The sequence below is a fragment of the Methanothermobacter sp. genome (genome assembly GCF_049720995.1).
In the GTDB taxonomy this organism is placed as follows: domain Archaea; phylum Methanobacteriota; class Methanobacteria; order Methanobacteriales; family Methanothermobacteraceae; genus Methanothermobacter.
Genome location: NZ_JBNASF010000010.1, coordinates 31799 through 54230, shown reverse-complemented (window position 1 = coordinate 54230; position 22432 = coordinate 31799). Strand labels below are relative to the sequence as shown.

The window sequence follows — 22432 nt, the reverse complement described above, 5'->3', positions numbered from 1 at the left end:
AAAGTGAGAGTAAGGAATGAGATAGCCCATGAAGATTCTCCTCATTAGGGGAACCTGAAAGTGAGAGTAAGGAATGAGATAGCCCATGAAGATTCTCCTAATAATTATCTCATTTTCACTTGCAGCCATTCTGCTGGCCCTTATATCAGAGTATACTGTTATCCTGAGGGTTGTCAGGGATGGGGGGATAACTGACTTCAGAATAGGGGTCACTCTCTGGAGGGTTAGAATTTTAACCAGAAGCTTTAAAGGAGGAATGAAGAAGGGAGATGGGGGTGCAGTGGGGTCTGCAGCCATAAAAAGGATTTTCAGAAGGGCATGGATGGCAAGGGGACACATAATGGACCTTTTAAGGACCATAATATCATCCATAACCATAAGGAGGCTCGGTGTAAGAGTTTCAGCTGGCACCGGTGATGCCTCTGACACCGCAATCATTACAGGTTACCTCTGGACCCTTTCAGCACTTACCTCCCCCTTAAGGAACATTGAAATAAATGCAGTCCCGGATTTCATCGGTGGAGATATAAATGGAAAAATCGAACTTGAAATGACCATCAGGCCCCTGAAGCCTGTTCTGGTGTTTACCATGCTTCTTCTGAGGAAGCCCTTCAGGGACCTTGTTATGGGATTCAGGGAATTATGATGATGGCATGGGGATTGCTTCGTGTGTTTCCGGGAATTTTCATGAGGTGGTGGAGTTCATGAAGATTGTTGATTGCACATATTCGGCTGATGCATTGAATGTGGATGGAAGGTCTATAGTGCCTGTTTTCAGGTTAACCTTCGCTGTAACCGGAAAAACTATAAATGCCGTATCAGCGGAACCTATAATGTGTATTGTTATGGAGGATGATCTGAGATACCCTCTTGTGTTGATGGATGACCTTTTAAGTTCGGGAGGAGATTGCAGTGAAGAGTGAGCGCATATCAGACTTTTTAATGCTGGCTTTTCTGTTTTCATGGATACTCTGGATACCGGTTGCAATGATCTCAAATGGTTTCACATTCCCTGAACCCATTCAGTCTTTTCTGAGAAGCCCCTACAATCCTGCAGCCTTCGGACCAACCCTTGCTGCTATTATACTGACCTACAGGTACGGGGGAAGGGATGAGCTTGTCGCATTCCTGAGGAGGGGAATTAAACGTGATTTCCCGAGGATCTGGTGGGCTATAATCCTCCTCCTGTTCCCGGTCATCACGGCTCTTTCGCTTTACCTGGGTGTCCTCTGGGGTGATCCACAGCCCTTCCTCTACTGGACATCCAATCCCCTGCTTGTTCCCCTGGTGTTCCTCTACATATTCTTCCTTGGAGGTCCCCTGCAGGAGGAATTCGGCTGGAGGGGGTATGCCCTTCCACGACTCCAGGAGAGGTACTCACCCATCTACGCAGCCATAATAATTGGGATCATCTGGGGTCTCTGGCACATACCCCTGTTCTTTATACAGGGCAGTATACAGTCACAGGTACCGTTCTGGAGCTTCCTGATCCTTATAATATCTGCCTCAGTGATATACACCTGGGTTTACAACTCAACAGGGAGCATACTGGCTGCCATGGTAATCCACACGACAGGTAACCTCTCCTACTTCCTCTTCCCTGTCCAGTCAACGATCGCAGGGGGGGTGTTCCTCATGATACTCAATGTGGCTGCAGCACTGGCGGTGCTCCTCTTCGCAGGGTCAGAGCTTAAAACAGAATTCAGTTAAAATCAGAAAAAAAGGAATTTGAGGGTTCAGTATGGGTTAGGACCTGTTACCGTTGGGTTGTCCTCTATCTGGGTCCACTCGGTGAATGAGCCCTCATATATTCTCACATCAGGGTATCCGAGGTACCACCTGAACAGCAGGAACTCGTTGGTGGCCTCCCTTCCTGTTCCACAGCTGCAGATGATTTTCTTGTCTGGTGTTGCCCCCACAGACTCCACGAGTTCCCTTATCTCCTCCTCTGGCTTCAAAAGTGTCTTGTTATCATCGTCCATAAGGCTCGCCCATGGAAGGTTAACCGCCCCCGGGATGTGACCGGGTTTTATCCAGGGGCCCTGACCCTCATAGACCTCAGGTGGTCTTGCATCAAGTACCAGGACGTCATCATCATCCTTCATACTCCTTAACTCAGGGTACTCTATGTAGAAGTCCTCCTGCTCTTTAACAGCGAAATCTGATTCCTCGACCTCCGGGAATACCTTTGTCACCTCTCCCCCGGCGTTCTTCCATTCTGCAAGTCCCCCGTTCAGTACAAGGACATCTTCATGTCCGAACCTTGCAAGGCTGTAGGCAACCATGGTCTGCTCAAGTCCGTCACCCCATCCCTTGAATCCGCCGGTGCCTGTGTATACAACGGTTTCTCTGTTTTCAACACCGGCCTGCCTGAATATGGATTCTGCAGCGTCTCCCGGGATGTACATTGCAGGTGCAATACCCCTGGGCTCCCTGAATAGGCCCTCGTTGAGGTACACTGCCCCTGCTATGTGCTCAAGTATGTAGTCGTGGATGTTGGGCTGGCAGTCGATTACTGCAACATCCTCCAGGTTCTCCATGAGCCACCCGGGTGTCACCCACCTTATGCGGCCATCTCCACCACCATATGGTTCCATATGAATCACTCCTAACATCTGGTGTATACTATTATGTTGCATGGTGGATATACAACTTTTCATTGAAATTATGAAAAAATTGATGAAAATACATGGTAGTGGTGGATGATTTCCAATCCATTGAGGTTTATGGGAGATTGATGTAGATGCCGGGTAGTGGTGGATGATTTCCAAATCCTGTGGCTGGTTTTTCAGTCCCCGAACCTCTTCCTGTAGTAGATGAGACCTTCAGGTTCCCTACCCATCAACCTCCCGGTTAATCCCTGATCTAGAAACTCATCCACAACGCCCTCAAGAACCTCAAGCCTTTCCCGGGCATCGTCAAGAAGTCCCTTGGTTATCTCTATCCTGTGCTTGAGGCGGTTGTTCTCATCCTCAAGTTCCTGAAGGTTCCTGAGCTTAAGGTCAAGCTTCATGACATGGAGCCTGTTAACCTCCTCCTGCAGCTCTGACTTCTCGGACCTCAGCTCATCAACGCGCCCCCTGCACTCGGCGAGCTTCAGTTCAAGTTCCCTTATTCTTTTATCCTTCTCCTTTATCTCAAACTCCAGTTCTTCAATTCTCTCGTCATGATCCATGAAAGTCCTCCTATTACAGGAGTGATGATGCAACACTGAGGTATATCAGTGTTGTTGTGAAGTCACTGAGGATGGTGGCCAGGGGTCCGGTTGCAACCGCCGGGTCGAATCCGAGCCTGCGGAATATCAGGGGGGATGCGGTGGATATGAGGACAGCTGCAAGGACACTGAAAAACATTGATATGAAGACGATCAATCCCAGCGACGTGTTCATCCTTGCAAGACCCGCCATCAAACCAGCGAAGGCAGATGAAAGGGCCCCTATCCCGGCTGCCACCATGAATTCCCTTCTAATATAGAGGAGGGGCTTCATTGATGGGTCCACTGCAATCTTACGTATTATAAGGGCCTCTGACTGGGTTCCGACGGCGTCACTCATGTATACCATTACTGGTATGAAGGATGCCAGTGCTATGAACTCTGATAGGAGGTCCTCAAAGCTCCCTATGAGGGCTGCTGTGATGGTACCACCAATGACCCCCACCACGAGCCAGGGTACCCTTGACCTCACCATGTCCAGTGCCCCCGGGTCCTGGTCGATGACCCTGTGGAATACTCCCCCGAAGTGTAGTATGTCCCGGTCGGCCTCAATCTTCAGTATCCTTATGATCTCATCGTGGGTCACCGCGCCCATGAATCTGCCCTCCTGGTCAACCACGGGTATGGCCTTAATTCCATGTGAAAGTGCCATGTAGGGTATATCAAACGGGTCATCTTCGGGGGTTATGGATACAATATTCCTCTGCATGATGTCACCGACCTTTCCATTGGTGGAGAGGAGTTCCCTTATGGAAACTACACCCAGGAGTTTACTATCCTCAAGGACGTAGATGTAGTCTATGCTGTCATATTCCGCAACATCTTCCCTTATATTTCTGAGGACATCCTCAGTGCGCATATCCTGGGTGGCTGCCGGGATTCTATCTGTTATTCGAAATTTCATGATACCAATCAGCATTTTTATCTGTCTGGGTCGGATTTCAGGGTGTTCCCTGCATGTTTCTTTCTGGGCTGGCAGTTTCCTGAAGATGCACTCAGTATCTGTCTCTGTATCCGAGCTCCCTGAACCTGAGGGTGACGGTTAAACCCTCTTCTGTTTCAATGTTAATGTGGGCATCAAGCTGATCTGCAAGGGCACTTACAAGGTACCATCCCATGTTACCTGATCCCTCAAGCACGTCCGGTGACTCAACGCCCCTTCCATCATCTGATACCACAAGTTCAAATCTTCCATCGAGGCCCCTTAACCTGACCTCTATGTTCTCTGCACCGGAGTGTTCCAGTGAATTGGTGACGAGTTCATTGACTATGAGTCCAATAGAGAGACTTGTCTCCAGGTTGAATTCAAGGTCCTCTATATCTGTCCTGATCCTGGTGGTATCCTTCTCCACCTGCCCCTGGCTTATCTTTGAGATAAGGTTAATGAGGTAGTCCCTTATCCTTATGGTTGTGAGGTCTGTTGAGCGGTACAGGTGCTCGTGGACAAGGGCAATGGACCTTATACGGTCACGGCTCTCCCTGAGGACCTTTGAGAGTTCATCTGATTCAATTTTGCGCTCCTGTATGCTGAGGAGGCTTGATATTATCTGGAGGTTGTTCTTGACCCTGTGGTGTATCTCCCGGAGCAGCAGCTCCTTCTCCCTGAGGGACCTGATTATATCTGTCTGGTCCTCCACTATGAGGATGACTTCATCCCCAACACGTGTAAGCTTGAGGTTTGCATATATGATCTCACCATCGGATTTGAGGAGGCGCCGGGTTCCCTCAACCTCCTTCTCTGAATCATCGGGATGTATGAATTCGCTGAGGTTTCTCCCCTCAAGATCCTCCTTAGGGTAGCCAAGAACGGATTCTGCCCGGTTGTTGCAGTCCCTTATGGTGAGGTCCTCTTCCAGTGAGATTATTGGGCTTGGTGCCAGTTCGAATATCTCCCTGTATCTCTTCTCACTCAGCTTAAGGGCTTTCCTGGTTTTCTGCATCTCTGTAACATCCTCACCTGAGATTATGCTCCCTGTGAACTCACCATTTTCCCTGAGGAACCTGACATGCCATGCTACGGTCTTCTGATTACCATCACAGGTTATTATATTTCCTCTTAGATGGTATCCATCCGCACCGGATCTGATCTTGTTATTGTAGAGTTCCTCGCGCCACTTACGGTCCTCAGGGGGTACAAAGCATATGAACCAGTTTTTACCCTCAACTTCTCCACGTTCACATTCAAGGATTTCAAGGCCCCTTCTGTTTATCAGTTTCACACGGTTCCTGGTATCCAGTACCATTATGAGGGAGCCTGCCACCTCAAGGTAATTCTCAGTTCGTCTCCTCTCCTCTTCAACCTCATTTAGAAGGGTGAGGTTTTCCTTCATGGAGAGATGCTGCCTCAATGTAAATAGAATTATTGTGACCCCAAGGGATAATAGAAGTTCAAGTGAATTTTTAACACCGGTCTCAATAAGGCTGTAGGCTGTTAAAATGTAGGAGAGGATCATGAATTCATATGGTATATATGTAACAACTGAAATCCTTCTTGTGAGGTATATGGGAATGGACCAGTTCTCACTGAAGAATTCATTCACTGCAATGATGAGAATGATGTAACTGAATGGCCACAGGAGGTCCTGAAAGGTACCCTCAGCATAGGTTCCTGTTATGGTCTGATAGGTGAATGAAATGTCCGCTGCGATTAGCAGGGCTATGCTTGCAAGGAAGATGTAGAGGGTTCTTGACCTGAAGCGTCCCAGCTTGTTTATTATCAGGTCCATTATCATGAAGATTATAAGGAGGTCCCCCAGTACGTAAAGTACCGATACAGTTACTTCTGTTAGATTTCCACCAGCAAGTACTGTTGGCTTCAGAATAAAAACCCAGACTGCAGATGTAAATGTCACGAGAATTATTAGCAGGTCGAGGACTGACTTTAGATCAGAGTATCTTCTGGCGGGGATTGTGAATATGCCTGCTGCAAATAGTGGATAGTAGAGGAGGTAGAATATATCTGCCACTGAGGGGTAGGGATTCAGTGAGAGTATGCTTTGAAGTATGAACCATGTAAGGTCACCAAGGAATGAAAAGAACTGGCCAGCGGATAAAAGTATCAGGGTGAGGTAGAGGTGGGGGTAGACCTTTCTTGAGTATATGCTGGCGTATAAGAGAGCCAGAAATGCTGCAAGGTTTGTTATTACAGTTATAAGGGATACCATGTCATTTTTGAAGGCTGAAAACTGTGATATAACCGAAAGAATGATCATGGCTATGATGAATATCCTGAGGTTTCTGTCCATGGAACACCCCCACTATTAATATACATTAATAACAGCAGAACATTTAAGTGTATGTATATTCTGAGGCATCCACTGGCATGTGTTTCTATTTTATGTGGAGATGGAGGGGTTCAGAGGATCTTCTTTGCCTCTGATGGGGATAATCTTCAGGGTACCGCCGGTGGCCCGGAGTGTGAATTCATTGGGGAACTCACAGGTTCCCTATGGAGATTCCTCGATGGTGAAGAGGTGCGCTTTGATCTCCAGGTACTTGACTGGAGGGTATGCACAGAATACCAGAGGAGGGTTCTACTGATTGTATCTGATATCCCCAGGGGATCCACGCTCTCATATGCTGAGGTTGCGGAGGCTGCGGGTGGTGGTGCAAGGAGTGCGGCCAGGGCACTGGCAGGTAATCCATTTCCACTTATCATCCCATGCCATCGGGTTATAAGAAGCGATGGGAGCCCAGGGGGTTACCAGGGGGGTACTGATCTTAAGAGGAGGCTCCTTGAAATGGAGGGTGCCCAGTTTAATAGTAAAATCATTTGAAGTGCCCTGGAAAAGGAATATGATCATTACAAAGAGAACATCAAAAGGGCTATGATAAGGGACTGCCGTGCCTTCTTTGGTTTTTCACCGTACCATACAAGGAAATCCTATTAAACCTGCAAGGGGTGAGAATAGAAGTATAAGTATGAATTCAAGTGCTGTGAGTCCCTCCATGTTCCTGTAGGGAATGGTGCCGTAACCTTCCGGGACGTCACCCTCAAGTTTCATGCCACATCTTCTGCAGTAGATGGCATTATCAGCATTTTCGGTACCGCATCGGACGCAGATTTCCCTGTTGAGGCGTCTTCCGCACCCTGAACAGAAGTTACTGTCCTTTGGGTTCTCTGCCCCACAGTTTCTACATATGATTTTCATATCCCCTCTGATATTATCCAGTTTTTCCTGTTTGATATGGGGTCGGGGTTCTCTTCCAGGCATCCCGATCACTTAACACATTCTATCTTAATGTATCAACTTGATGGTAAAAACTTTTAGAGATCCTTATATTCGTTATAGATGCATATTACGAAGTCAATCTCCTGGCCGGCCGGTACCTCATATCTGGGGTTATTCAGAATTTATCAGCTGAAACCTGATGGACACTGAAAACCAGAAAAATGGGAAAAACCCCTGAAACTTCAAGGTAAAGGGGATGAGATCAGCACCGCATACCTCCTTCCACTGCAAGGGGGTAGGGGAACCCCCCGGGGTTCTGAAATAGGCGTTATACTCAGGGAACACCTGAAGAGGTACGATGAACTCAGCTTTCACCTGGAACTCATGGATGACCTTCTATCCGGACTCCGAACAGACGGGATGGATCTTTTTATAATGAATCAGGCACCAATTTCTATGAATTACAGCACAGTCATGGAGTAATAGTCCTGAAGGACAGTGATGAGAAGAGGATGGGGTTCGGGGGACGTATCATGTCAGGGCACCTTGATAGAAGCTGGGGGATCAGTTAACCTGCTCTTTAAATTATTTAATCATATTATGTTACGTATTTCCATAATTTAAAACTATCAGCCGTTTTTGAAAAACTTTTAAATACATTAAACCAGATCTATACATGCACATTTAATGTGCAGATAACAGGAGATAGGCAAATGGTAAAATATCTGTATATAATAGCTGCCATTGCAGCGCTCCTCATTTTATCAGGAACCGCCTCTGCAGCTGACATCTATGTCAACGCCACAGGCGGGTCTGATGATAATGATGGGCTCTCATGGGAGGCTGCCAAGGCCACAGTTGGAAACGCGACCCTGTCCTCGGCCTCGGGGGACCGGATCTGGCTTGCGGATGGTGAATACCGTGGTGAGGGTAACAGGAACATCCTGATAGACAGGAACCTCACCATCACTGGCCAGTCAACCACCGGTACGGTGATAGACTGCGAGGCCATAGGGAGGGCATTCAATGTGTCCTCTGGAGCGGTTCTGGTCCTCAGGAACCTCACACTGAAGAATGGCAGTGCACCTGAGGGTGGGGTAGTGCTGAACCACGGCGATCTCCAGGTGGAAAACTGCCTCCTCATGCACAGCACCGCCACCAGGGGCGGCGCCATCTACAGTGAAGGTACGGTGAAACTGATTGAAAGCTACCTCCTCGAGAATAACGCAGAGGATGGTGGTGCAGTATACAGTGGGGGAGTGCTTGAGGTTAAAGAATCAACCTTTGATGAGAATGAGGCTTCAGGGTGCGGGGGATCCATATACAGCGCCCGAAATTCATCCCTTAACATCAGGGACTCATCATTTGCCCTTGGCCATGCAGAAAATGGTGGCGGGATTTACACCGGTGGAGATACGTTCATATGCAATTCTACCATTGCATTGAACACCGCGAACATCCATGGTGGCGGTTTATGTGTGTGGGCAGCAGACGGCACGGAAGTCATGGTTACCGTGACCAGATCCGTTTTCATCTACAACATCGCAGGCTATGGTGGGGGCATCTCAGGATTAAGAAACTCTGACGATTCATTCGTGAATCTTGAGGTATCAGACTCCCTTTTCAGGTCAAACAGTGCGAATTACGGTGCCGGTATCCATGCAGCTACTCTTAACACCACAGTATCCGGGTGCACCCTTGAGGAGAACGTGGCATCAGAACATGGTGGTGGGATCAGGAACAATTATGGGAATCTGACAGTCAGGAACACTACATTCACAGGTAACAGGGCGGGGAACGCAGGGGGAGGTATAAGCAATTTCTTGGCAGCCCTTGCGAATATCACAGAATCCACATTCACAGGTAACCTTGCAGAGACCTGGAATAGAGGATCAGCGGTCCTAAGCTACTTCACCCTCACAGTGATAAGCTTCTGCCGTATCCTGGATAACCCTGGAGCCGACGTGTTCTGTGAGGACGGCCCGGGAGTTGATGCCAGATTCAACTGGTGGGGGTCTAACACACCGGACTTCAGTGAACTCACATCAGGTGATGTTACAGCAAACCCATGGATTGTCCTCACTTTAACTGCGAATCCAGCAACCGTTATGGTGGGGGGCACATCCCTCATAAGGGCAGATCTACTCCATGACAGTGAAGGTACACTGCATGCAACCCCTGTACCATACAGGGGGCTTGTAGACTTTGCAACAACCTATGGTACAATCAGTGATGCTGTGATGAGTGGTGGGTTTGCATCCTCAACTCTCAGGAACCTCAATGCACCGGGGGTTGCAGCTGTGTCCGCTGCTCTGGATAACCAGATTGTTAACACCACGGTAACGGTTAGGCCCGCCCCACCGGCAGAGGGTATAACCATCAACCAGCTTGTCGCTGCAGCCGTGAACGTCAGGAACCACTACCTGCGCTACCGTAAACTGCCATCATCTGTTACAATTGCATCAAAGAGGTACTCCATGGCCCAGTTCCTAGATTTACTTGCACGCGCCACGATCCAGATCAGCTCAGGAAATCAGAATCCATTAAAACCACGGGCCGTGGGTTATGCTGGAAGCACCGGCACATGGAGGTCAGGTAAACTCTCAAGGTCAGCCTACGTGTCAGTGGCTGTCAGTATCAGGGACTTCATAAACAGGTATGGAAGGGCCCCCAGGTATGCGTCAACAGCACGTGGCAGGGTGAGCTTTACGCGCCTTGTATACATCTACAGCAGGATACTGGCATTCTACGGTGCAAAAGGCAGGCTTCCTGTGTATATAACAATTTAAAACTTTTTATTTTTTTCTTTCTTCAAGGATAATCTCTTCATTTATTCTCAGGGATATCAAGAGTTTTTTTCCTGATCTTTTCAGCGAATTCGTGAGAATATCTGGGGTTAACATTCTTTTGGACCACTGTATTCTTGAATCCACCAATTGGCTTTATTTCCCTGAAGGTTTCACAGTCATCTGGCTCCAGGAAGGTTCTCAAGCAGGTCACCATCTAAGCAGGGGGCACCTGGTTTCAGGTTAAATATGGAGTACATCTCAGCAGAAAATTCAGGTCTCTTATACATCCCTTGCAGGCCAAGTCCCGAGGACTCCTCGAAGGTTTCAGGAGGTTATCATCAGGGTTCAGGTTTTTCCTCAGTTATTCATCTCTGTGAGTATGATTGCCTTTCTGATCATGATATTCGCCTCACGGGTATATCGCCGGGTTTGAAGTCATCGAACTCCTTAACAGTCTCCAATGCCATGTCACGTAGTGACCCACTGTGGCGGTATACAATCCCGTCCCTGAGCACCCGGGCACTCACATAGGGTGGGGGCTGCTGAAATATCTGGACATGGAATATTTCATCCGCTCACAGGGGCCCCTCAGCTGAAATCCGCTGCCCCAGCAGGGGGTTCCATCATAGTACACTGGGGGGTCCATATCAGACCCCCCTCTCATGAGGCTGAGCCATTTATTATCATGAACTGACCCTCCTGGCATCCTCCAAGCCCCTGATCACACTGAGGAACCCTTCAATCTGGTACCTTATAGACTCTTCCATATAAGTTTCTCTAACTGCACAGTAAGTATCTCCTTGGTTCTCAGGGTTTTTTTGATCACAGTAAGTGATAATAATGGTAAGGTTTTAAGATACTGATGGTGTTCAATTTGCCTGGATCCCTCTATGAAGAAGCAGCACTGAGGAGAGGTGAGATAAGGGGCTACCTCAGGTCAAGACTGGAGGAACTCCCTGACGCCAGTGAGTACTGGTTCAGCCATGATGGTGAGGATGATTCGCTCGCAACTGCAGCATGTGATGGGGCATCAGGTTTCAGGGAATTCTCGGGGCTGAGACTGGTGGCCGTAAGTAGCGCCACGGTATCTGATTCTGATGATGTGGTTGAGGGAAGCTTCCTGAATCTACTTGAGGCCAGCAGACCTGTTGAGGTGGAGGACTTCAGTCTTCGTGTTTTTCATGGTTCTGAGAAATAGACATTCATGTGAATCAGAGTCTAATGATGTGTGATTAGCTTCCTATGATCATATGTTCCTCTTTTTCAGGTACAGTGTACTGCTTATAAGGTCCTGATACATTTCAAGAACATCCTCGTCGCTAAGGAAGAGTTCAGGAGCCTCCCTGATGTTTTCAAGCGCAACTTCTTTGCTGATGCCCTGACTGACTATGTTGAAGGGCTCACATATCGCCACGAACAGGTTTCCTTCTTTTTCAATCTTTACTGGGAGCTCAACTTTAACTGAGGTCATCCGGTCTCACCTTCAGTTCACAGATAGCCATTTTCTGATATGAATCAATGGTCTTTATGTTGCAGATGCAACAGTTGCAATGACAACATTTATATGGTGTCATCCAGATAACTTCAGCATCAGAACATTGAGGATGAAGTGATGATCGACAGTGACATACCATTCAAGGGGCTCCTCTCAATCATACTCAGGAGCCACCGTGTATTCGTGGCAAGGGAGTTATCCCACCTTAAACTCACAGACGCCCAGGTCGCCTGCCTCTTCAGGATCCACAGGCAACCAGGGATTACACAGGATGAACTCTCATGGTTCTTCCAGGTGGACAAGGGCACCATAGCCAGGATCATAAGGCGCCTGGAGGAGCGCGGACTCATCATAAAAAAACAGGACCCCCAAAACAGGAGAAGATACAGGTTGAACCTCACGGATCAGGGCGAGGAACTGATACCCCTCATAGGGGAGGTTGAGGATAGGTGGACAGACCTCCTATTTGAGAACCTCACCCAGGAAGAGCAGGATGAACTTATGAGGATGTGCAGGAGACTCGCAGAGGGTGCAATGAAAATAAGGGGTGTTGAGGATGACTGAGGGTGTTAAGATAATGAGGGGGGACCCCAGGAGGGCCCTCCTGAAACTCTCAGGGCCAATGATAATCGCGATGCTGCTCACATCCATCTACAACCTGGTGGATGCCATATGGGTGGCTGGCCTGGGCGGTGAGGCCCTCGCAGCCATAGGATTCGTAACACCCCTCTACATGATACTGGTGGGGCTATCCAATGGCCTCGGGGCCGGGGCCGCATCATCGGTCTCAAGGTACCTGGGGGCCGGTGACACGGAGGGCGTGAACAACAGCGCAACCCACACGGTCATAATAACAGCTGCGGTTTCAGTTATCATCACACTGGTCCTTGAACTGCTCCTCGGCGACATACTCGTCTCCCTGGGGGCAGGGGAGGCCCTGAAGCCGGCATTCCAGTACGGTAGCGTGGTCTTTGCAGGTACAATCTTCACCCTATTCACAGGGGCAGCCTACGGGATACTCCGATCCGAGGGTGACGCTAAAAGGCCAATGTATGCCATGGGCCTCTCAGCGGTCCTCAACATGGTACTTGACCCCCTCCTCATATACACTGCAGGATGGGGTATAGCCGGGGCGGCCTGGGCCACCGTGATATCACAGCTTGCGGTTTCACTCGTTGTACTGTACTGGTTCCTTGGGGGCGGGACCTACACCTCCCTCGGGATGAAACACTTCAGACCCGACAGGACTGTTGCCCTCTCAATACTCTCAGTTACCATACCTGCAAGTGCAGAGTTCTTTGTCATGTCCCTGGTAACCGCGGTACTCAACGGGATACTCACAGCAGTCGGCGGTACCAGTGCAGTTGCAGTGTACTCTGCCGGGTGGAGGATAGTCATGCTGGCCATAGTGCCGGTGATATCCGTGGCAACCGCCCTTGTGAGTGTATCCGGGGTTGCATATGGTTCAAGGAACTTCAGAAACCTTGAGGTGGTCCACGGTTACTCCATAAGATTGGGGCTCATGATAGCGGCTGCAACCGCCATCCTGACCTTCATACTCGCCCCCTGGATCTCATGGGTCTTCTCATACTCCCAGGCATCCGCGGACCTGGCACCCAGGATAACGGAGTTCCTGAGGGTCATCTGCCTCTTCTACCTCTTCCTCCCACCGGGTATAATGTCAGGGTCCATCTTCCAGGGTGCCGGGAGGGGACTCACATCCCTCACACTCTCGGCTATAAGGCAGGTCCTCCTTGTGGCGGTATTCGCCTACCTCCTTGGTGTGATCCTGGGATTCGGTGAGGTTGGTGTCTGGTGGGGTGTGGTTGCAGGTGACATCGGGGGAAGCCTCATAGCCTACATCTGGGCGAGACTCTTCATAGGGAGACTCAGGAGGTACGGGGACTGATTTTTTCCTGAATTGGGGTGCTGAATGTTCTCCCTCAAGGAGATGGAAGAAAAAAAGTTTATTGATTAATTGATGTGCATACTTCCAGATTCAGTCTATGCTGCGCCCCCTATTTAACCTTCTTCTTATGTAAACCGCCAGGAGGCCCCCCACGAATGCTGCTAGCACCAGTGAGATGAGCATGAGTATCACTGATATGAGCTGCAGGTAGTCGGCTGGCGCGTATGTGGGTTCAGATGCCAGTCCCATGGGCTTGGCTGTACCTGTCATGTCCCCGCCGGTGTCAGGGAACACCTGTGAGATGGCTGAGAGGGCCATCATGCCACCTGTGGTTGTTGCCATGAGCCCCACCATACCGATGGTCAGGTAGATGAGTACCAGGAACCCTGAGTTCACCAGGGATTCACTGTAGGTTTCAGCCCCCAGACCCGCAACGAAGGATTCCACAAAGAGGAAGACAAATGCCACAATGAATACGAAGAATATGGGGTCCATGGACCCACCCATGAGGACACCGCCAAGGATTACCGCGGTGAGTGTCCCTGCAATTGCACCCACAAGTATACCGAATACCGAGCTTAAAACATTCAGCTTACTGTTCAGCCACTTCAATAGTGGTTCACCATTTGTATTCACATTGAGTCTCAAATTTACCACCATAAATACTTCATAATTACATTCATGTTTTTAATTCATAAAAACCTTTCCGGTTAAGGGAAAACTACTAATAATAAATCAACATATCTGAATTTACTGATATGTAACCGATGATATCATGGAAAGTGAAGAGATGGGAATATTCGAAAGGTACCTCACAGTCTGGGTGATCCTCTGCATAATCACAGGGGTTAGGATCGGACAGTTCATACCAGCCTTCCCGGCCCTCCTCAACAGGTTACAGTACGCCCAGGTATCCCCCCGGTGGCGGTGCTGATATGGCTCATGATATACCCCATGATGCTCAGGATAGACTTCTAGCATAATACGCGCCACCAGGGAAATCAGGGGACTCACTGTTACCTGCGGGACCAACTGGCTCATAAAGCCATTCACCATGTACATCGTGGCATCATTCTTCCTCTAGGGTTTTCTCAAATCTTATACCACCTGAACTCGGGAGGGAGTACCTTGCAGGGACGGTACTCCTCGGGGCAGCACCATGCACAGCCATTGTATTCGTCTGGAGCAGCCTCACAAGGGGTGAACCTGCCTACACACTGGTGCAGGTGGCGGTGAACGACATAATACTCCTCTTCGCCTACGCCCCCACACTGGCCTTCCTCCCGGGTATAGGTAACATCCAGGCACCCTACGACACCCTCATACTCTCGGTGGTCCTCTTCGTGGTGGTACCACTCCTTGCAGGCTACCTCACAAGGAGGAGGCTCATCACCTCAAGGGGGCCAGAGCACTTCCAGAGGTTCCTGGGGAAATTCGAGAACATAACCATCATAGGACTCCTCCTCACCCTCATCATAATATTCTCATTAGGGGGGTCCTAATCGAGAACCCCCTCCACATCGGCCTGATTGCGGTGCCCCTCATAATACACTGATCTTCACGGTGGCCTACCTATGGGCCCGCATCTGGAGGCTGAGGCATGCATGGCTGCACCGGCGGCCCTCATAGGTGCAAGCAACTTCTTTGAACTTGCAGTTGCGGTGGCAATATCACTCTTCGGTTTACAGTCAGGGGCGGCCCTCGCCACCGTGGTTGGAGTCCTGGTGGAGGTCCCGGTTATGCTCACACTTGTGAGGATAGCCAATGCAACACGGGACAGGGTCCCGGCCTGAAAAGACATTTATTTTTGGGAAACCATATTTCTAGCGGATGATATCAGTAATATGTGTCTACAATGATAGAGAAACCCTCAGGAGGTTCCTCCTCAGGGACCTCCGCGAAGGGGACGATTATGAACTCATACTCCTTGATAACACCACCCATAGATTCAGTTCCGCGGCAGGGGCCCTCAACCATGGTGCGGAGATGGCCACAGGCGACACCCTCATATTCGCCCACCAGGATGTGCACGTAAAACCGGAAGCCATCAGACGGATGGCCTCATATTCATCTTCGCTGGAGGACGCGGGTGTGGTGGGTGCTGCTGGAGTGGCCGGTCCCTTCAGGTTGTTCTCCACCATGAAACAGGGCGACCCACCGGTGGATGTTGGGAGGAGAATTGAGGCTCCGGTGAGGGTTCAGACCGTTGATGAGTGCCTCTTCGCCCTACCATCAGAGGTCTGGAGTAGACATCCCTTTGATGAGGAGACCTGCAGCCACTGGCACCTCTATGCGGTTGAAAGGTGCCTCGCCCTTAAGAAGAGGGGTTACAGTATCTAAGCGGTCCCTGTGGAGGCCTACCACAGGTCACCGGGTTACTCAATGTCCCCTGAATACTACACCACAATGGGGGCCATAATGAAAAAACACAGGGTCCCGGTGGTTTGGACCTCCCTGGGGTTCTCCACACCATACCTGCCTCTGGGACTCCAGAGGAGGCTGAAGGAGTTCCTCATGAGGTTATAGGTGGTTTTTTCTTCTGGATCAGATCAGGCCTATATCCTCTCTGGTCCGAGTCCCTTCCTTTTGAGGTAACTGTTCCACCTCAGGGCAATGCTGCGGTAGTAGGTATCCACTGTCGCCTTCCAGACCCTGTTTGCAAGCTGTACTTGGAGTCTGTGGTAGCTTTCACTTGCTAGCCAGGCGGGCCTGTAGTACCTGCCGCTCACGGCATAATATGTCCATCGCCCACTGTCAAACTTCCAGTTCATCTTCCTGAAGGTTGAAATGCCAGTTCTGAAGAGGCTCAGCGCCCTCAGGTTCCTGGTGTACCTGTAGGCATTGTGGAGTCCAAGTGCGCATATGAGGTGGGCGTTGAGGATGTAGTGTTCCCTGAGGAAGTTGTAGTGGAGGTAGAAGTTACGGTATTTTGTCGGTTTCACAAGGCCTGTGGGGGCATGAAAACTGTTTATGAGGGAATTTGAGATGTCAAGGTACTCCTGCTTACCTGTGAGGTTGTATGCCCTGGCGTAGAGACCTGCAAGGTTTCCCTGGGCGAAGCTGTCAAGCCAGCCAGTACCTGAGCCATGGTAGTCAAAGTACATGGGGAATACTGCGTAGCGCATACCCCTGTATGTCATGAAGCTCACCGTGAGTTTCTGCTCATCCAGCACTTCAAGGAAGTCAGAAGTGTTCCCGCAGCCACCTGCAAGGTTGGATGTTGTTACAGGGTAAATGTGCCATTCCCTGTTCTTATAGTAGACAAAGGGTGCCATCCCCTGTTCTTATAGTAGACAAAGGGCAGGTTGCTTCTGAACTCAGGGACAGGCATGTTCCTGAACTGGCAGGCCATGCTGCTGAATACAATCACTGTCGTATCTGATGGTGAAAGTTTTCTGGAGTAGTAGGCGTTATTGGCCTTTATGGTCTTGATCTCGATGATCTTCTCATCACTCCTCAGGGCCCGCTTACCTTTGATTCCTGAGAAGATTTTAACGGCGTAACCCGCGTCTATGTATGCCTGATAGTACCTTCTATCACCTGTTGAGGTGTATAGGGGTGGTTCCTTATCCTTGTGTTATTTTTAACGGCCTCCTTCAGGAGTTCTTGGTAATTGTCCAGGTAGTATGACCGGTTCAGGTGGTCAGGTGTCCCGTTGCAGTCTGTGATGCTGTCCACTGCATGGGACGGACTGCATGCAAGTATGAAAATCAAGCCAGGGATCACTGGAAAAAACCTTTTCATGAATATCACCCTTAAAGGATGTTTTATTGTCTTTGAATATAAATCAATTGGATTACACATAACTGAAGCCCCCAAAAACCTTTTATAATGGAACTTACCACATTATAAAAAAATTATTCACACTTTTAATTATGGTGTTGTCATGTTGATATCAGTAGTAATACCGGCCCTCAATGAGGAGGGGGTTGTCGGCAGGACAGTGAAATCCGTTCCTGTGGATGAAATTGAAAGCAGAGGATACGATGTGGAGGTGCTTGTTGTTGATAACGCTTCCACTGATAACACGGCACTTGAAGCTGCATCTGCAGGTGCAAGGGTTGTCAGGGAGGAAAAGCGGGGATACGGCAACGCATATCTTCGTGGTTTCAGGGAGGCCAGAGGAGACATACTGGTTATGGGGGACGCTGACCTCACATACCCCTTTGAGATGATACCTGACTTCATCGCTGAGATAGAGAAGGGTTATGACTTCGTCATCGGGGACCGTATGAATGGTATGATGGAGGATGGTGCCATGCCCGCCCTCCACAGGTACATAGGGAACCCCGCCCTCTCAAGGATGCTTAACATACTCTTCAGAAACAATGTCAGGGACACCCACTGTGGCATGAGAGCCTTCACCAGGGAGGCCCTTGAGAGGCTCAACCTTCAGGCACCTGGAATGGAGTTTGCAATTGAGATGGTAATAGAGGCCTCTGAGAAGGGTCTCAGGATCAGCCAGATCCCCATACCCTACAGGCAGAGGGGTGGTGAGGCCAAGCTCCACTCCTTCAAGGATGGCTGGAGACATATAGAGTACATGATCCGCAGGAAGATGGGGATTATTGAATGATTAAAGATGGTGCGATCTCAAGACTCAACAGGATCCATAATCATATACTGAGATTCATAGCATGTCTTCTATATCATCCAGTAAGGGATTTCTGCACGGATCACTGGGTATTCACAGGGAGGCTGTTGATCAACTCATTGAGTGGTTTGAGTTACCCAATTGAGCTGAAGGCCGAGATGTTCTCAAGGATTTCAGGTTCAAACATGAAAATAGTCGCGGTCCCAATCTCCTACAGGAGGAGGTCTGATGAACCCAAGCTTTCATCACTGAGTGACGGTTTCAAAATCTTCAGGACACTTGTGGTTGAAAGGTTGAGGTAAGAATATCGTCTTAAATTAAAAGTTCTATGGAGATTCTATGAGAGTATTGATTGTTTCCCACTGTTTTTATCCCTTCATCGGCGGTCTGGAGGAAGTGGCTTTTCAACAAGCCAAAGGTCTTGTTGAAAGAGGTCATGATGTATGGGTTGTTACAAGCGATATTGGTAATAATGAAAAATTAAAGAAAAAAGAAAAAATTGATGGGATAATGGTTTATAGAGTGTCTGCTAGCAGCTTTTTATATAAAAATTTTGATATTCCGCAGCCGATATTCAACATCTTTGAATTAAGAAGCATTTTGAAGGACCTTTGTCAATATGTTGATCTGGTTCATGTTCATGATAGATATTATCTTTCATCCATTTTAGCCACTAAAGTTGCAAAAAAATTTAACAAGCCTATTATCTTAACTGTACATACAGGTTGTATAAAATACGAAAGTCCTTTATATAATATTTTATTTAATTTTAATGAAAAATTGTCATCATACGTTGTTAAAAATTCGCTTAAAATACTATCACTTGGCTCTGAAATAAGAGAATATATCCTTGAAAAGTTTGAAAGAGAATCATTGTCATTTTCGAATGCTGTTGATACAACGTTTTTCACGCCTTCTTCGGGTAACTCAAAGGCCAGAAATTTTAAGGTTCTATTTGTAGGAAGATTTACATATAAGAAGGGCGTGGATTATATTGTGTCTTTAGCAAAGAAATTAAATAAATGTACTTTTATTTGTATTGGGGACGGACCTAGGTTCAATGAAATAAAAAATTTAATTGCCAAGGAGAATATCCAAAATATAATACTGAAAGGCTCGATATCAGACAAGAACGTTCTGAAAGATCATTATAAAGATTCTGATGTTTTTATATTTCCATCAAGAGGGGGTGAGGCATCGTCACCTTTAGTGATGCTTGAGGCTCTGGCTTCAGGTTTGCCCATAATAGTAAAGAACAGTGGGGGTCATGCTGGGATGATAAGAAATGGAGTAACGGGATTTGTCGTTGAAAATGTTGATGAAATGATTGAAAAAATAGATATCCTTAGTAAAAACGAGGATTTACTTAGGAAAATGTCATTAAATGCTAGAGAAGACTCAAAAAGGTTCAGCTGGTCAAAAAATGTTGATAGATTGATATCCGTTTATAATTCAGTTATTGAGGGATGAAGATGAGGGTTCTAATAATAACACCATATTTTCCTCCAAAGAGTGGGGGAGTCGAACACTACACATATAATATCTCAAAAGGTCTTGTTGAGAGGGGGCATAAAGTTACAGTGATTACAACAGACAAAGAGGATTATGAAGAGTCCCTTCATGGCATAAGGGTTTTTAGATTGAAAAATAGAGCTTCAATATCAAATACACCACTAAATTTAAGAATTTTTAGGGAAGTTTCAGATAAGATCTTGGATGAAAAAATTCATCTCGTTAATGCACACATGCCTGTGCCTTTTTTGGCAGATATGGCTGCCATTGCAGCTAAGAGAAATGATACGCCATTTGTCCTCACATATCATAATGACGTGGTAAAGGATTCAGGTTTGCTGAAACTGGCTTCCCGAGCTTACAACAACTCTCTAATGAAATTGACACTCAAGCTTTCTGCAAGAATAATAACCCCTTCGCCATATGTTTACAAGGAGTCAACTATTCTCAGAGGATATTATGACTTGATAGAATTGATTCCGCCAGCTGTTGATCCAGAAACATATAAACCTGGCAATAGTAACCTGAGAGAAAAATATGGGATACCTGAAGATTCTAAAATTGTGCTTTTCGTGGGTGCAATGAACAGGGGCCATAGACATAAAGGCGTTGACGTCCTCCTCAGAGCATTTAGCAAGATCGAGGATGAAGATAACTACCTTGTACTTGCTGGAAGCGGAGACATGATACCTGAATACAGAAAACTTGCAGAATCTCTAAGTATAGCTGATAAAGCAGTATTCATGGGTTTTGTGTCTGAGAATCAGCTCATAGATCTATACAGAACATCAGATATTCTTGTACTTCCCACGCTGACGATTGCTGAAGGTTTTGGAATGGTCCTAATTGAGGCAAATGCTTGTGGCACGCCCGTTATAGGTTCAAAGGTTGGTGGGATAAAATATGTTATAAGGGATGGTGAAACAGGGATCCTTGTACCCCCTGGAGATCCAGTGGCACTGGCCGATGCAATAACCCGCATCCTCGAGGATGAGGAGCTTGCTGCAAGGATGGGATCAAATGGCAGGAGAATGGTCATGGAAAATTACACATGGGATAAATCAGCAAGGATGACAGAGAGGGTCTTTGAAGAGGTAATCTCATGAGGATAGGTTTAATCGGTGAATTTGACGTTGAACCTGATAAGGCGATGAGAAAAACGGCTTTCTATTTATATGAACATCTCTCCAGGGAAAATGAGGTCCTGAAACTTAATCCATGGGATATCCTTTCCCTCAAGTTCCGGGGAGATCTCAGGCCATCAGCTGTGCATCATGTGAGTGGTTCATCCCTTATCAGTGTCATAATACTGAAACTTCTGAACCTGTTTGCGGGGTCAGGATCAGTTATTTCAATGATGAAATCAGCTTTTTCAGTGACCTCACTGAGATTTATTAAATTTTTCAGGAAGGACGTTATTGTCCATGCACCTCTTAGAGAGGTAAGATTCAGAAATTTGGATTTCAACACAATTTCCCGGCCGGCTATTGTATTTGATGCGGATAGACTCAATCCTGCTATTACAAGAGAGTTGGGGGATGAATGATGAAGATAGTCTTCATTTCAAGCCTTTATCCTCCAGAAATAATGGGTGGCGCTGAAATTGTCGTCAAAAATATTGCCACTGAACTGATAAAAAGAGGCCATGAGGTTATTATCATAACTACTGGCAGGGAAACAAAAATCGAGGATTTGGGGAATATAAAAATTTACAGGCTAAAGCTAAATCTATACTTCTTACTGGAATTCACTTCACAGCACATATCAAAAAGGTTGCTCTGGCAGGTAGTAGACCTCCTTAATGTTGAAGCATATAGGAAAATAAGAAGGATACTTGAAGCCGAGTCCCCGGATATCGTGCATATGCATAACTTCAAGGGTCTCTCTCCACTATCATTCAAGGCGGTGAAGGACTCGGGAATACCACTGGTTTTCACGGCACATGATTATTCACCAATCTGTTTGAGGAGCAACCTTCTTAATGGAAAAAGTGAAATATGCCATGGTAGAAACATAGCTTGCAGTTCATATAATAAGATACAGAAAACCATAATCTCGGATAAGGCGGATGCTGTAACAGCACCCTCAAAATTCGTGCTGGACAAACTCGAATCTGAGGGTCTCTTCAGGGATGCAGAGAAGATTGTGCTTCCCAATCCCATAGAGGGAGAACGGAAGCCATGTGAAAAAACTTATGATGTCATCGATATCCTGTTTGTGGGTTCCCTATCAAAACATAAGGGACCTGACATCCTTATAAAAAGCTTCAGAAAAGTTGAAGGTGACAATTTAAGACTTCACATCGCCGGGAAGGGGCCAATGGAGGATGAAATCAGAAAACTTGCTAAAGGTGATGATAGAATAATATTCCACGGCTTTCTTACAGGTGATGAACTGGAGAGTCTTTACAGGATGGCTAATCTGACGATTTTACCGTCTATATGGTATGAAGCTTTTGGCATGGTAATTCTTGAAAGCTTCATTAACTCAACACCTGTAATTGCAAGTAGAATTGGAGGCATTCCTGAACTTGTGAAGGATGGTTACAACGGGTTCCTTTTTGAACCGGGGAATTCTCATGAGCTCTGCATTTTAATTAAGAAAATTCTGAATGATCCATCTATTCTCAGTGAACTTGAAACCGGAGCATATGAATCCACTTCATTATATGATATTGACATGATAATTGATCAGCTCCTGGACATCTACAGAGTTTATATGGAATGGTCTTCAAGCCATTAACAAGG

General features: G+C 47.4%; 25 protein-coding genes and 1 pseudogene. 17 read left to right on the top strand and 9 right to left on the bottom strand.

What is annotated here, in order from left to right:
- Window positions 1–85 precede the first annotated feature (85 nt).
- From ACPLJI_RS04670 to ACPLJI_RS04660, 3 genes are read left to right on the top strand one after another with little or no spacing between them, the layout of a single operon-like run.
- Window positions 86–646, top strand: coding sequence for a DUF2953 domain-containing protein (locus tag ACPLJI_RS04670; protein ID WP_424730666.1), 561 nt, complete (start codon window positions 86–88; stop codon window positions 644–646).
- Window positions 647–704: 58 nt separating this feature from the next.
- Window positions 705–923 carry a hypothetical protein gene (locus ACPLJI_RS04665; RefSeq protein ID WP_424730667.1) on the top strand — a complete coding sequence of 73 codons (219 nt, stop codon included), beginning with the start codon at window positions 705–707 and terminating at the stop codon, window positions 921–923.
- Window positions 913–1710 carry a CPBP family intramembrane glutamic endopeptidase gene (locus tag ACPLJI_RS04660; RefSeq protein ID WP_424730668.1) on the top strand — a complete coding sequence of 266 codons (798 nt, stop codon included), beginning with the start codon at window positions 913–915 and terminating at the stop codon, window positions 1708–1710. Before ACPLJI_RS04665 ends, ACPLJI_RS04660 begins: the two co-directional genes overlap by 11 nt.
- A gap of 26 nt (window positions 1711–1736) precedes the next feature.
- Here ACPLJI_RS04660 and ACPLJI_RS04655 read toward each other — a convergent pair whose 3' ends face one another.
- From ACPLJI_RS04655 to ACPLJI_RS04640, 4 genes are all read right to left on the bottom strand, one after another.
- The gene (locus ACPLJI_RS04655; RefSeq protein ID WP_424730669.1) at window positions 1737–2597 is read right to left on the bottom strand and encodes a sulfurtransferase; all 861 of its coding nucleotides are present in this window, start codon (window positions 2595–2597) and stop codon (window positions 1737–1739) included.
- A gap of 191 nt (window positions 2598–2788) precedes the next feature.
- On the bottom strand, window positions 2789–3175 hold the full coding sequence (locus ACPLJI_RS04650) for a hypothetical protein (RefSeq protein ID WP_424730670.1): 387 nt from the start codon (window positions 3173–3175) through the stop codon (window positions 2789–2791).
- Window positions 3176–3188: 13 nt separating this feature from the next.
- Window positions 3189–4118, bottom strand: coding sequence for a magnesium transporter (locus ACPLJI_RS04645; RefSeq protein WP_424730671.1), 930 nt, complete (start codon window positions 4116–4118; stop codon window positions 3189–3191).
- A gap of 91 nt (window positions 4119–4209) precedes the next feature.
- Window positions 4210–6459: a PAS domain-containing sensor histidine kinase gene (locus ACPLJI_RS04640; protein ID WP_424730672.1), complete on the bottom strand. Its 2250-nt coding sequence runs from the start codon at window positions 6457–6459 to the stop codon at window positions 4210–4212.
- A 51-nt stretch (window positions 6460–6510) separates the two neighbouring features.
- Between ACPLJI_RS04640 and ACPLJI_RS04635 the strand changes: the two genes are divergently transcribed.
- Window positions 6511–6990 (top strand): methylated-DNA--[protein]-cysteine S-methyltransferase, encoded by a 480-nt coding sequence (locus tag ACPLJI_RS04635; protein WP_424730673.1) that lies wholly within the window; start codon window positions 6511–6513, stop codon window positions 6988–6990.
- A gap of 84 nt (window positions 6991–7074) precedes the next feature.
- Here ACPLJI_RS04635 and ACPLJI_RS04630 read toward each other — a convergent pair whose 3' ends face one another.
- Window positions 7075–7365: a zinc ribbon domain-containing protein gene (locus ACPLJI_RS04630; RefSeq protein ID WP_424730674.1), complete on the bottom strand. Its 291-nt coding sequence runs from the start codon at window positions 7363–7365 to the stop codon at window positions 7075–7077.
- Between the two features lie 734 nt (window positions 7366–8099).
- On the opposite strand from ACPLJI_RS04630, the gene ACPLJI_RS04625 reads away from it, so the two are divergent.
- Together ACPLJI_RS04625 and ACPLJI_RS04620 are read left to right on the top strand one after the other, a co-directional pair.
- Window positions 8100–10175: a pseudomurein-binding repeat-containing protein gene (locus ACPLJI_RS04625; protein WP_424730675.1), complete on the top strand. Its 2076-nt coding sequence runs from the start codon at window positions 8100–8102 to the stop codon at window positions 10173–10175.
- Between the two features lie 874 nt (window positions 10176–11049).
- Window positions 11050–11373, top strand: a complete 324-nt coding sequence (locus ACPLJI_RS04620; protein WP_424741150.1) for a hypothetical protein — start codon at window positions 11050–11052, stop codon at window positions 11371–11373.
- 48 nt (window positions 11374–11421) lie between these two features.
- Here the strand turns inward: ACPLJI_RS04620 and ACPLJI_RS04615 are convergent, their stop codons facing one another.
- Window positions 11422–11646: a type II toxin-antitoxin system HicB family antitoxin gene (locus tag ACPLJI_RS04615; RefSeq protein WP_424730507.1), complete on the bottom strand. Its 225-nt coding sequence runs from the start codon at window positions 11644–11646 to the stop codon at window positions 11422–11424.
- 141 nt (window positions 11647–11787) lie between these two features.
- On the opposite strand from ACPLJI_RS04615, the gene ACPLJI_RS04610 reads away from it, so the two are divergent.
- Both ACPLJI_RS04610 and ACPLJI_RS04605 read left to right on the top strand, forming a co-directional pair.
- Complete coding sequence (locus ACPLJI_RS04610; protein WP_424730506.1) at window positions 11788–12234, top strand: MarR family transcriptional regulator; 447 nt, start codon at window positions 11788–11790, stop codon at window positions 12232–12234.
- Window positions 12227–13579, top strand: coding sequence for an MATE family efflux transporter (locus tag ACPLJI_RS04605; RefSeq protein WP_424730505.1), 1353 nt, complete (start codon window positions 12227–12229; stop codon window positions 13577–13579). The genes ACPLJI_RS04610 and ACPLJI_RS04605 overlap by 8 nt, the downstream gene beginning before the upstream one ends.
- 90 nt (window positions 13580–13669) lie before the next feature.
- Here ACPLJI_RS04605 and ACPLJI_RS04600 read toward each other — a convergent pair whose 3' ends face one another.
- Window positions 13670–14191: a hypothetical protein gene (locus tag ACPLJI_RS04600; RefSeq protein ID WP_424730504.1), complete on the bottom strand. Its 522-nt coding sequence runs from the start codon at window positions 14189–14191 to the stop codon at window positions 13670–13672.
- A 163-nt stretch (window positions 14192–14354) separates the two neighbouring features.
- Between ACPLJI_RS04600 and arsB the strand changes: the two are divergent.
- From arsB to ACPLJI_RS04585, 3 genes and pseudogenes are all read left to right on the top strand, one after another.
- A pseudogene (arsB, locus tag ACPLJI_RS04595) lies at window positions 14355–15372 on the top strand (ACR3 family arsenite efflux transporter).
- A gap of 37 nt (window positions 15373–15409) precedes the next feature.
- Window positions 15410–15919: a glycosyltransferase family 2 protein gene (locus tag ACPLJI_RS04590; protein ID WP_424730503.1), complete on the top strand. Its 510-nt coding sequence runs from the start codon at window positions 15410–15412 to the stop codon at window positions 15917–15919.
- Window positions 15920–15928: 9 nt separating this feature from the next.
- Window positions 15929–16105, top strand: coding sequence for a hypothetical protein (locus tag ACPLJI_RS04585; protein WP_158498084.1), 177 nt, complete (start codon window positions 15929–15931; stop codon window positions 16103–16105).
- A 29-nt stretch (window positions 16106–16134) separates the two neighbouring features.
- Here the strand turns inward: ACPLJI_RS04585 and ACPLJI_RS04580 are convergent, their stop codons facing one another.
- Together ACPLJI_RS04580 and ACPLJI_RS04575 are read right to left on the bottom strand one after the other, a co-directional pair.
- A complete protein-coding gene (locus ACPLJI_RS04580; RefSeq protein ID WP_424730502.1) occupies window positions 16135–16854 on the bottom strand; it encodes a D-glucuronyl C5-epimerase family protein in 720 nt (239 codons plus the stop codon).
- 235 nt (window positions 16855–17089) lie between these two features.
- Complete coding sequence (locus ACPLJI_RS04575; protein WP_424730501.1) at window positions 17090–17323, bottom strand: hypothetical protein; 234 nt, start codon at window positions 17321–17323, stop codon at window positions 17090–17092.
- Window positions 17324–17465: 142 nt separating this feature from the next.
- Here ACPLJI_RS04575 and ACPLJI_RS04570 point away from each other — a divergent pair, with 142 nt between their 5' ends.
- From ACPLJI_RS04570 to ACPLJI_RS04545, 6 genes are read left to right on the top strand one after another with little or no spacing between them, the layout of a single operon-like run.
- Window positions 17466–18155: a glycosyltransferase family 2 protein gene (locus ACPLJI_RS04570; protein ID WP_424730500.1), complete on the top strand. Its 690-nt coding sequence runs from the start codon at window positions 17466–17468 to the stop codon at window positions 18153–18155.
- Window positions 18152–18475 carry a hypothetical protein gene (locus ACPLJI_RS04565; protein WP_424730499.1) on the top strand — a complete coding sequence of 108 codons (324 nt, stop codon included), beginning with the start codon at window positions 18152–18154 and terminating at the stop codon, window positions 18473–18475. The genes ACPLJI_RS04570 and ACPLJI_RS04565 overlap by 4 nt, the downstream gene beginning before the upstream one ends.
- Before the next feature lie 37 nt (window positions 18476–18512).
- Complete coding sequence (locus ACPLJI_RS04560) at window positions 18513–19643, top strand: glycosyltransferase family 4 protein (protein ID WP_424730498.1); 1131 nt, start codon at window positions 18513–18515, stop codon at window positions 19641–19643.
- 2 nt (window positions 19644–19645) lie between these two features.
- Window positions 19646–20791 carry a glycosyltransferase family 4 protein gene (locus ACPLJI_RS04555; protein ID WP_424730497.1) on the top strand — a complete coding sequence of 382 codons (1146 nt, stop codon included), beginning with the start codon at window positions 19646–19648 and terminating at the stop codon, window positions 20789–20791.
- Entirely contained in the window at window positions 20788–21231 is a 444-nt protein-coding gene (locus tag ACPLJI_RS04550) for a hypothetical protein (RefSeq protein ID WP_424730496.1), read from the top strand. Before ACPLJI_RS04555 ends, ACPLJI_RS04550 begins: the two co-directional genes overlap by 4 nt.
- Window positions 21231–22427, top strand: coding sequence for a glycosyltransferase family 4 protein (locus ACPLJI_RS04545; RefSeq protein ID WP_424741149.1), 1197 nt, complete (start codon window positions 21231–21233; stop codon window positions 22425–22427). Before ACPLJI_RS04550 ends, ACPLJI_RS04545 begins: the two co-directional genes overlap by 1 nt.
- Window positions 22428–22432 lie beyond the last annotated feature (5 nt).

Bases quoted from the DNA above. Each gene is read 5' to 3' on its own strand.
- ACPLJI_RS04565 (WP_424730499.1), top strand. From the start codon at position 18,152: ATGATTAAAGATGGTGCGATCTCAAGACTCAACAGGATCCATAATCAT.
- ACPLJI_RS04605 (WP_424730505.1), top strand. From the start codon at position 12,227: ATGACTGAGGGTGTTAAGATAATGAGGGGGGACCCCAGGAGGGCCCTC.
- ACPLJI_RS04665 (WP_424730667.1), top strand. From the start codon at position 705: ATGAAGATTGTTGATTGCACATATTCGGCTGATGCATTGAATGTGGAT.
- ACPLJI_RS04615 (WP_424730507.1), bottom strand. From the start codon at position 11,646: ATGACCTCAGTTAAAGTTGAGCTCCCAGTAAAGATTGAAAAAGAAGGA.
- ACPLJI_RS04640 (WP_424730672.1), bottom strand. From the start codon at position 6,459: ATGGACAGAAACCTCAGGATATTCATCATAGCCATGATCATTCTTTCG.
- ACPLJI_RS04570 (WP_424730500.1), top strand. From the start codon at position 17,466: ATGTTGATATCAGTAGTAATACCGGCCCTCAATGAGGAGGGGGTTGTC.
- ACPLJI_RS04580 (WP_424730502.1), bottom strand. From the start codon at position 16,854: ATGGCACCCTTTGTCTACTATAAGAACAGGGAATGGCACATTTACCCT.
- ACPLJI_RS04645 (WP_424730671.1), bottom strand. From the start codon at position 4,118: ATGAAATTTCGAATAACAGATAGAATCCCGGCAGCCACCCAGGATATG.
- ACPLJI_RS04635 (WP_424730673.1), top strand. From the start codon at position 6,511: ATGTATATTCTGAGGCATCCACTGGCATGTGTTTCTATTTTATGTGGA.
- ACPLJI_RS04575 (WP_424730501.1), bottom strand. From the start codon at position 17,323: ATGAAAAGGTTTTTTCCAGTGATCCCTGGCTTGATTTTCATACTTGCA.
- ACPLJI_RS04630 (WP_424730674.1), bottom strand. From the start codon at position 7,365: ATGAAAATCATATGTAGAAACTGTGGGGCAGAGAACCCAAAGGACAGT.
- ACPLJI_RS04650 (WP_424730670.1), bottom strand. From the start codon at position 3,175: ATGGATCATGACGAGAGAATTGAAGAACTGGAGTTTGAGATAAAGGAG.
- ACPLJI_RS04670 (WP_424730666.1), top strand. From the start codon at position 86: ATGAAGATTCTCCTAATAATTATCTCATTTTCACTTGCAGCCATTCTG.
- ACPLJI_RS04590 (WP_424730503.1), top strand. From the start codon at position 15,410: ATGATATCAGTAATATGTGTCTACAATGATAGAGAAACCCTCAGGAGG.
- ACPLJI_RS04545 (WP_424741149.1), top strand. From the start codon at position 21,231: ATGAAGATAGTCTTCATTTCAAGCCTTTATCCTCCAGAAATAATGGGT.
- ACPLJI_RS04625 (WP_424730675.1), top strand. From the start codon at position 8,100: ATGGTAAAATATCTGTATATAATAGCTGCCATTGCAGCGCTCCTCATT.
- ACPLJI_RS04550 (WP_424730496.1), top strand. From the start codon at position 20,788: ATGAGGATAGGTTTAATCGGTGAATTTGACGTTGAACCTGATAAGGCG.
- ACPLJI_RS04610 (WP_424730506.1), top strand. From the start codon at position 11,788: ATGATCGACAGTGACATACCATTCAAGGGGCTCCTCTCAATCATACTC.
- ACPLJI_RS04555 (WP_424730497.1), top strand. From the start codon at position 19,646: ATGAGGGTTCTAATAATAACACCATATTTTCCTCCAAAGAGTGGGGGA.
- ACPLJI_RS04560 (WP_424730498.1), top strand. From the start codon at position 18,513: ATGAGAGTATTGATTGTTTCCCACTGTTTTTATCCCTTCATCGGCGGT.
- ACPLJI_RS04655 (WP_424730669.1), bottom strand. From the start codon at position 2,597: ATGGAACCATATGGTGGTGGAGATGGCCGCATAAGGTGGGTGACACCC.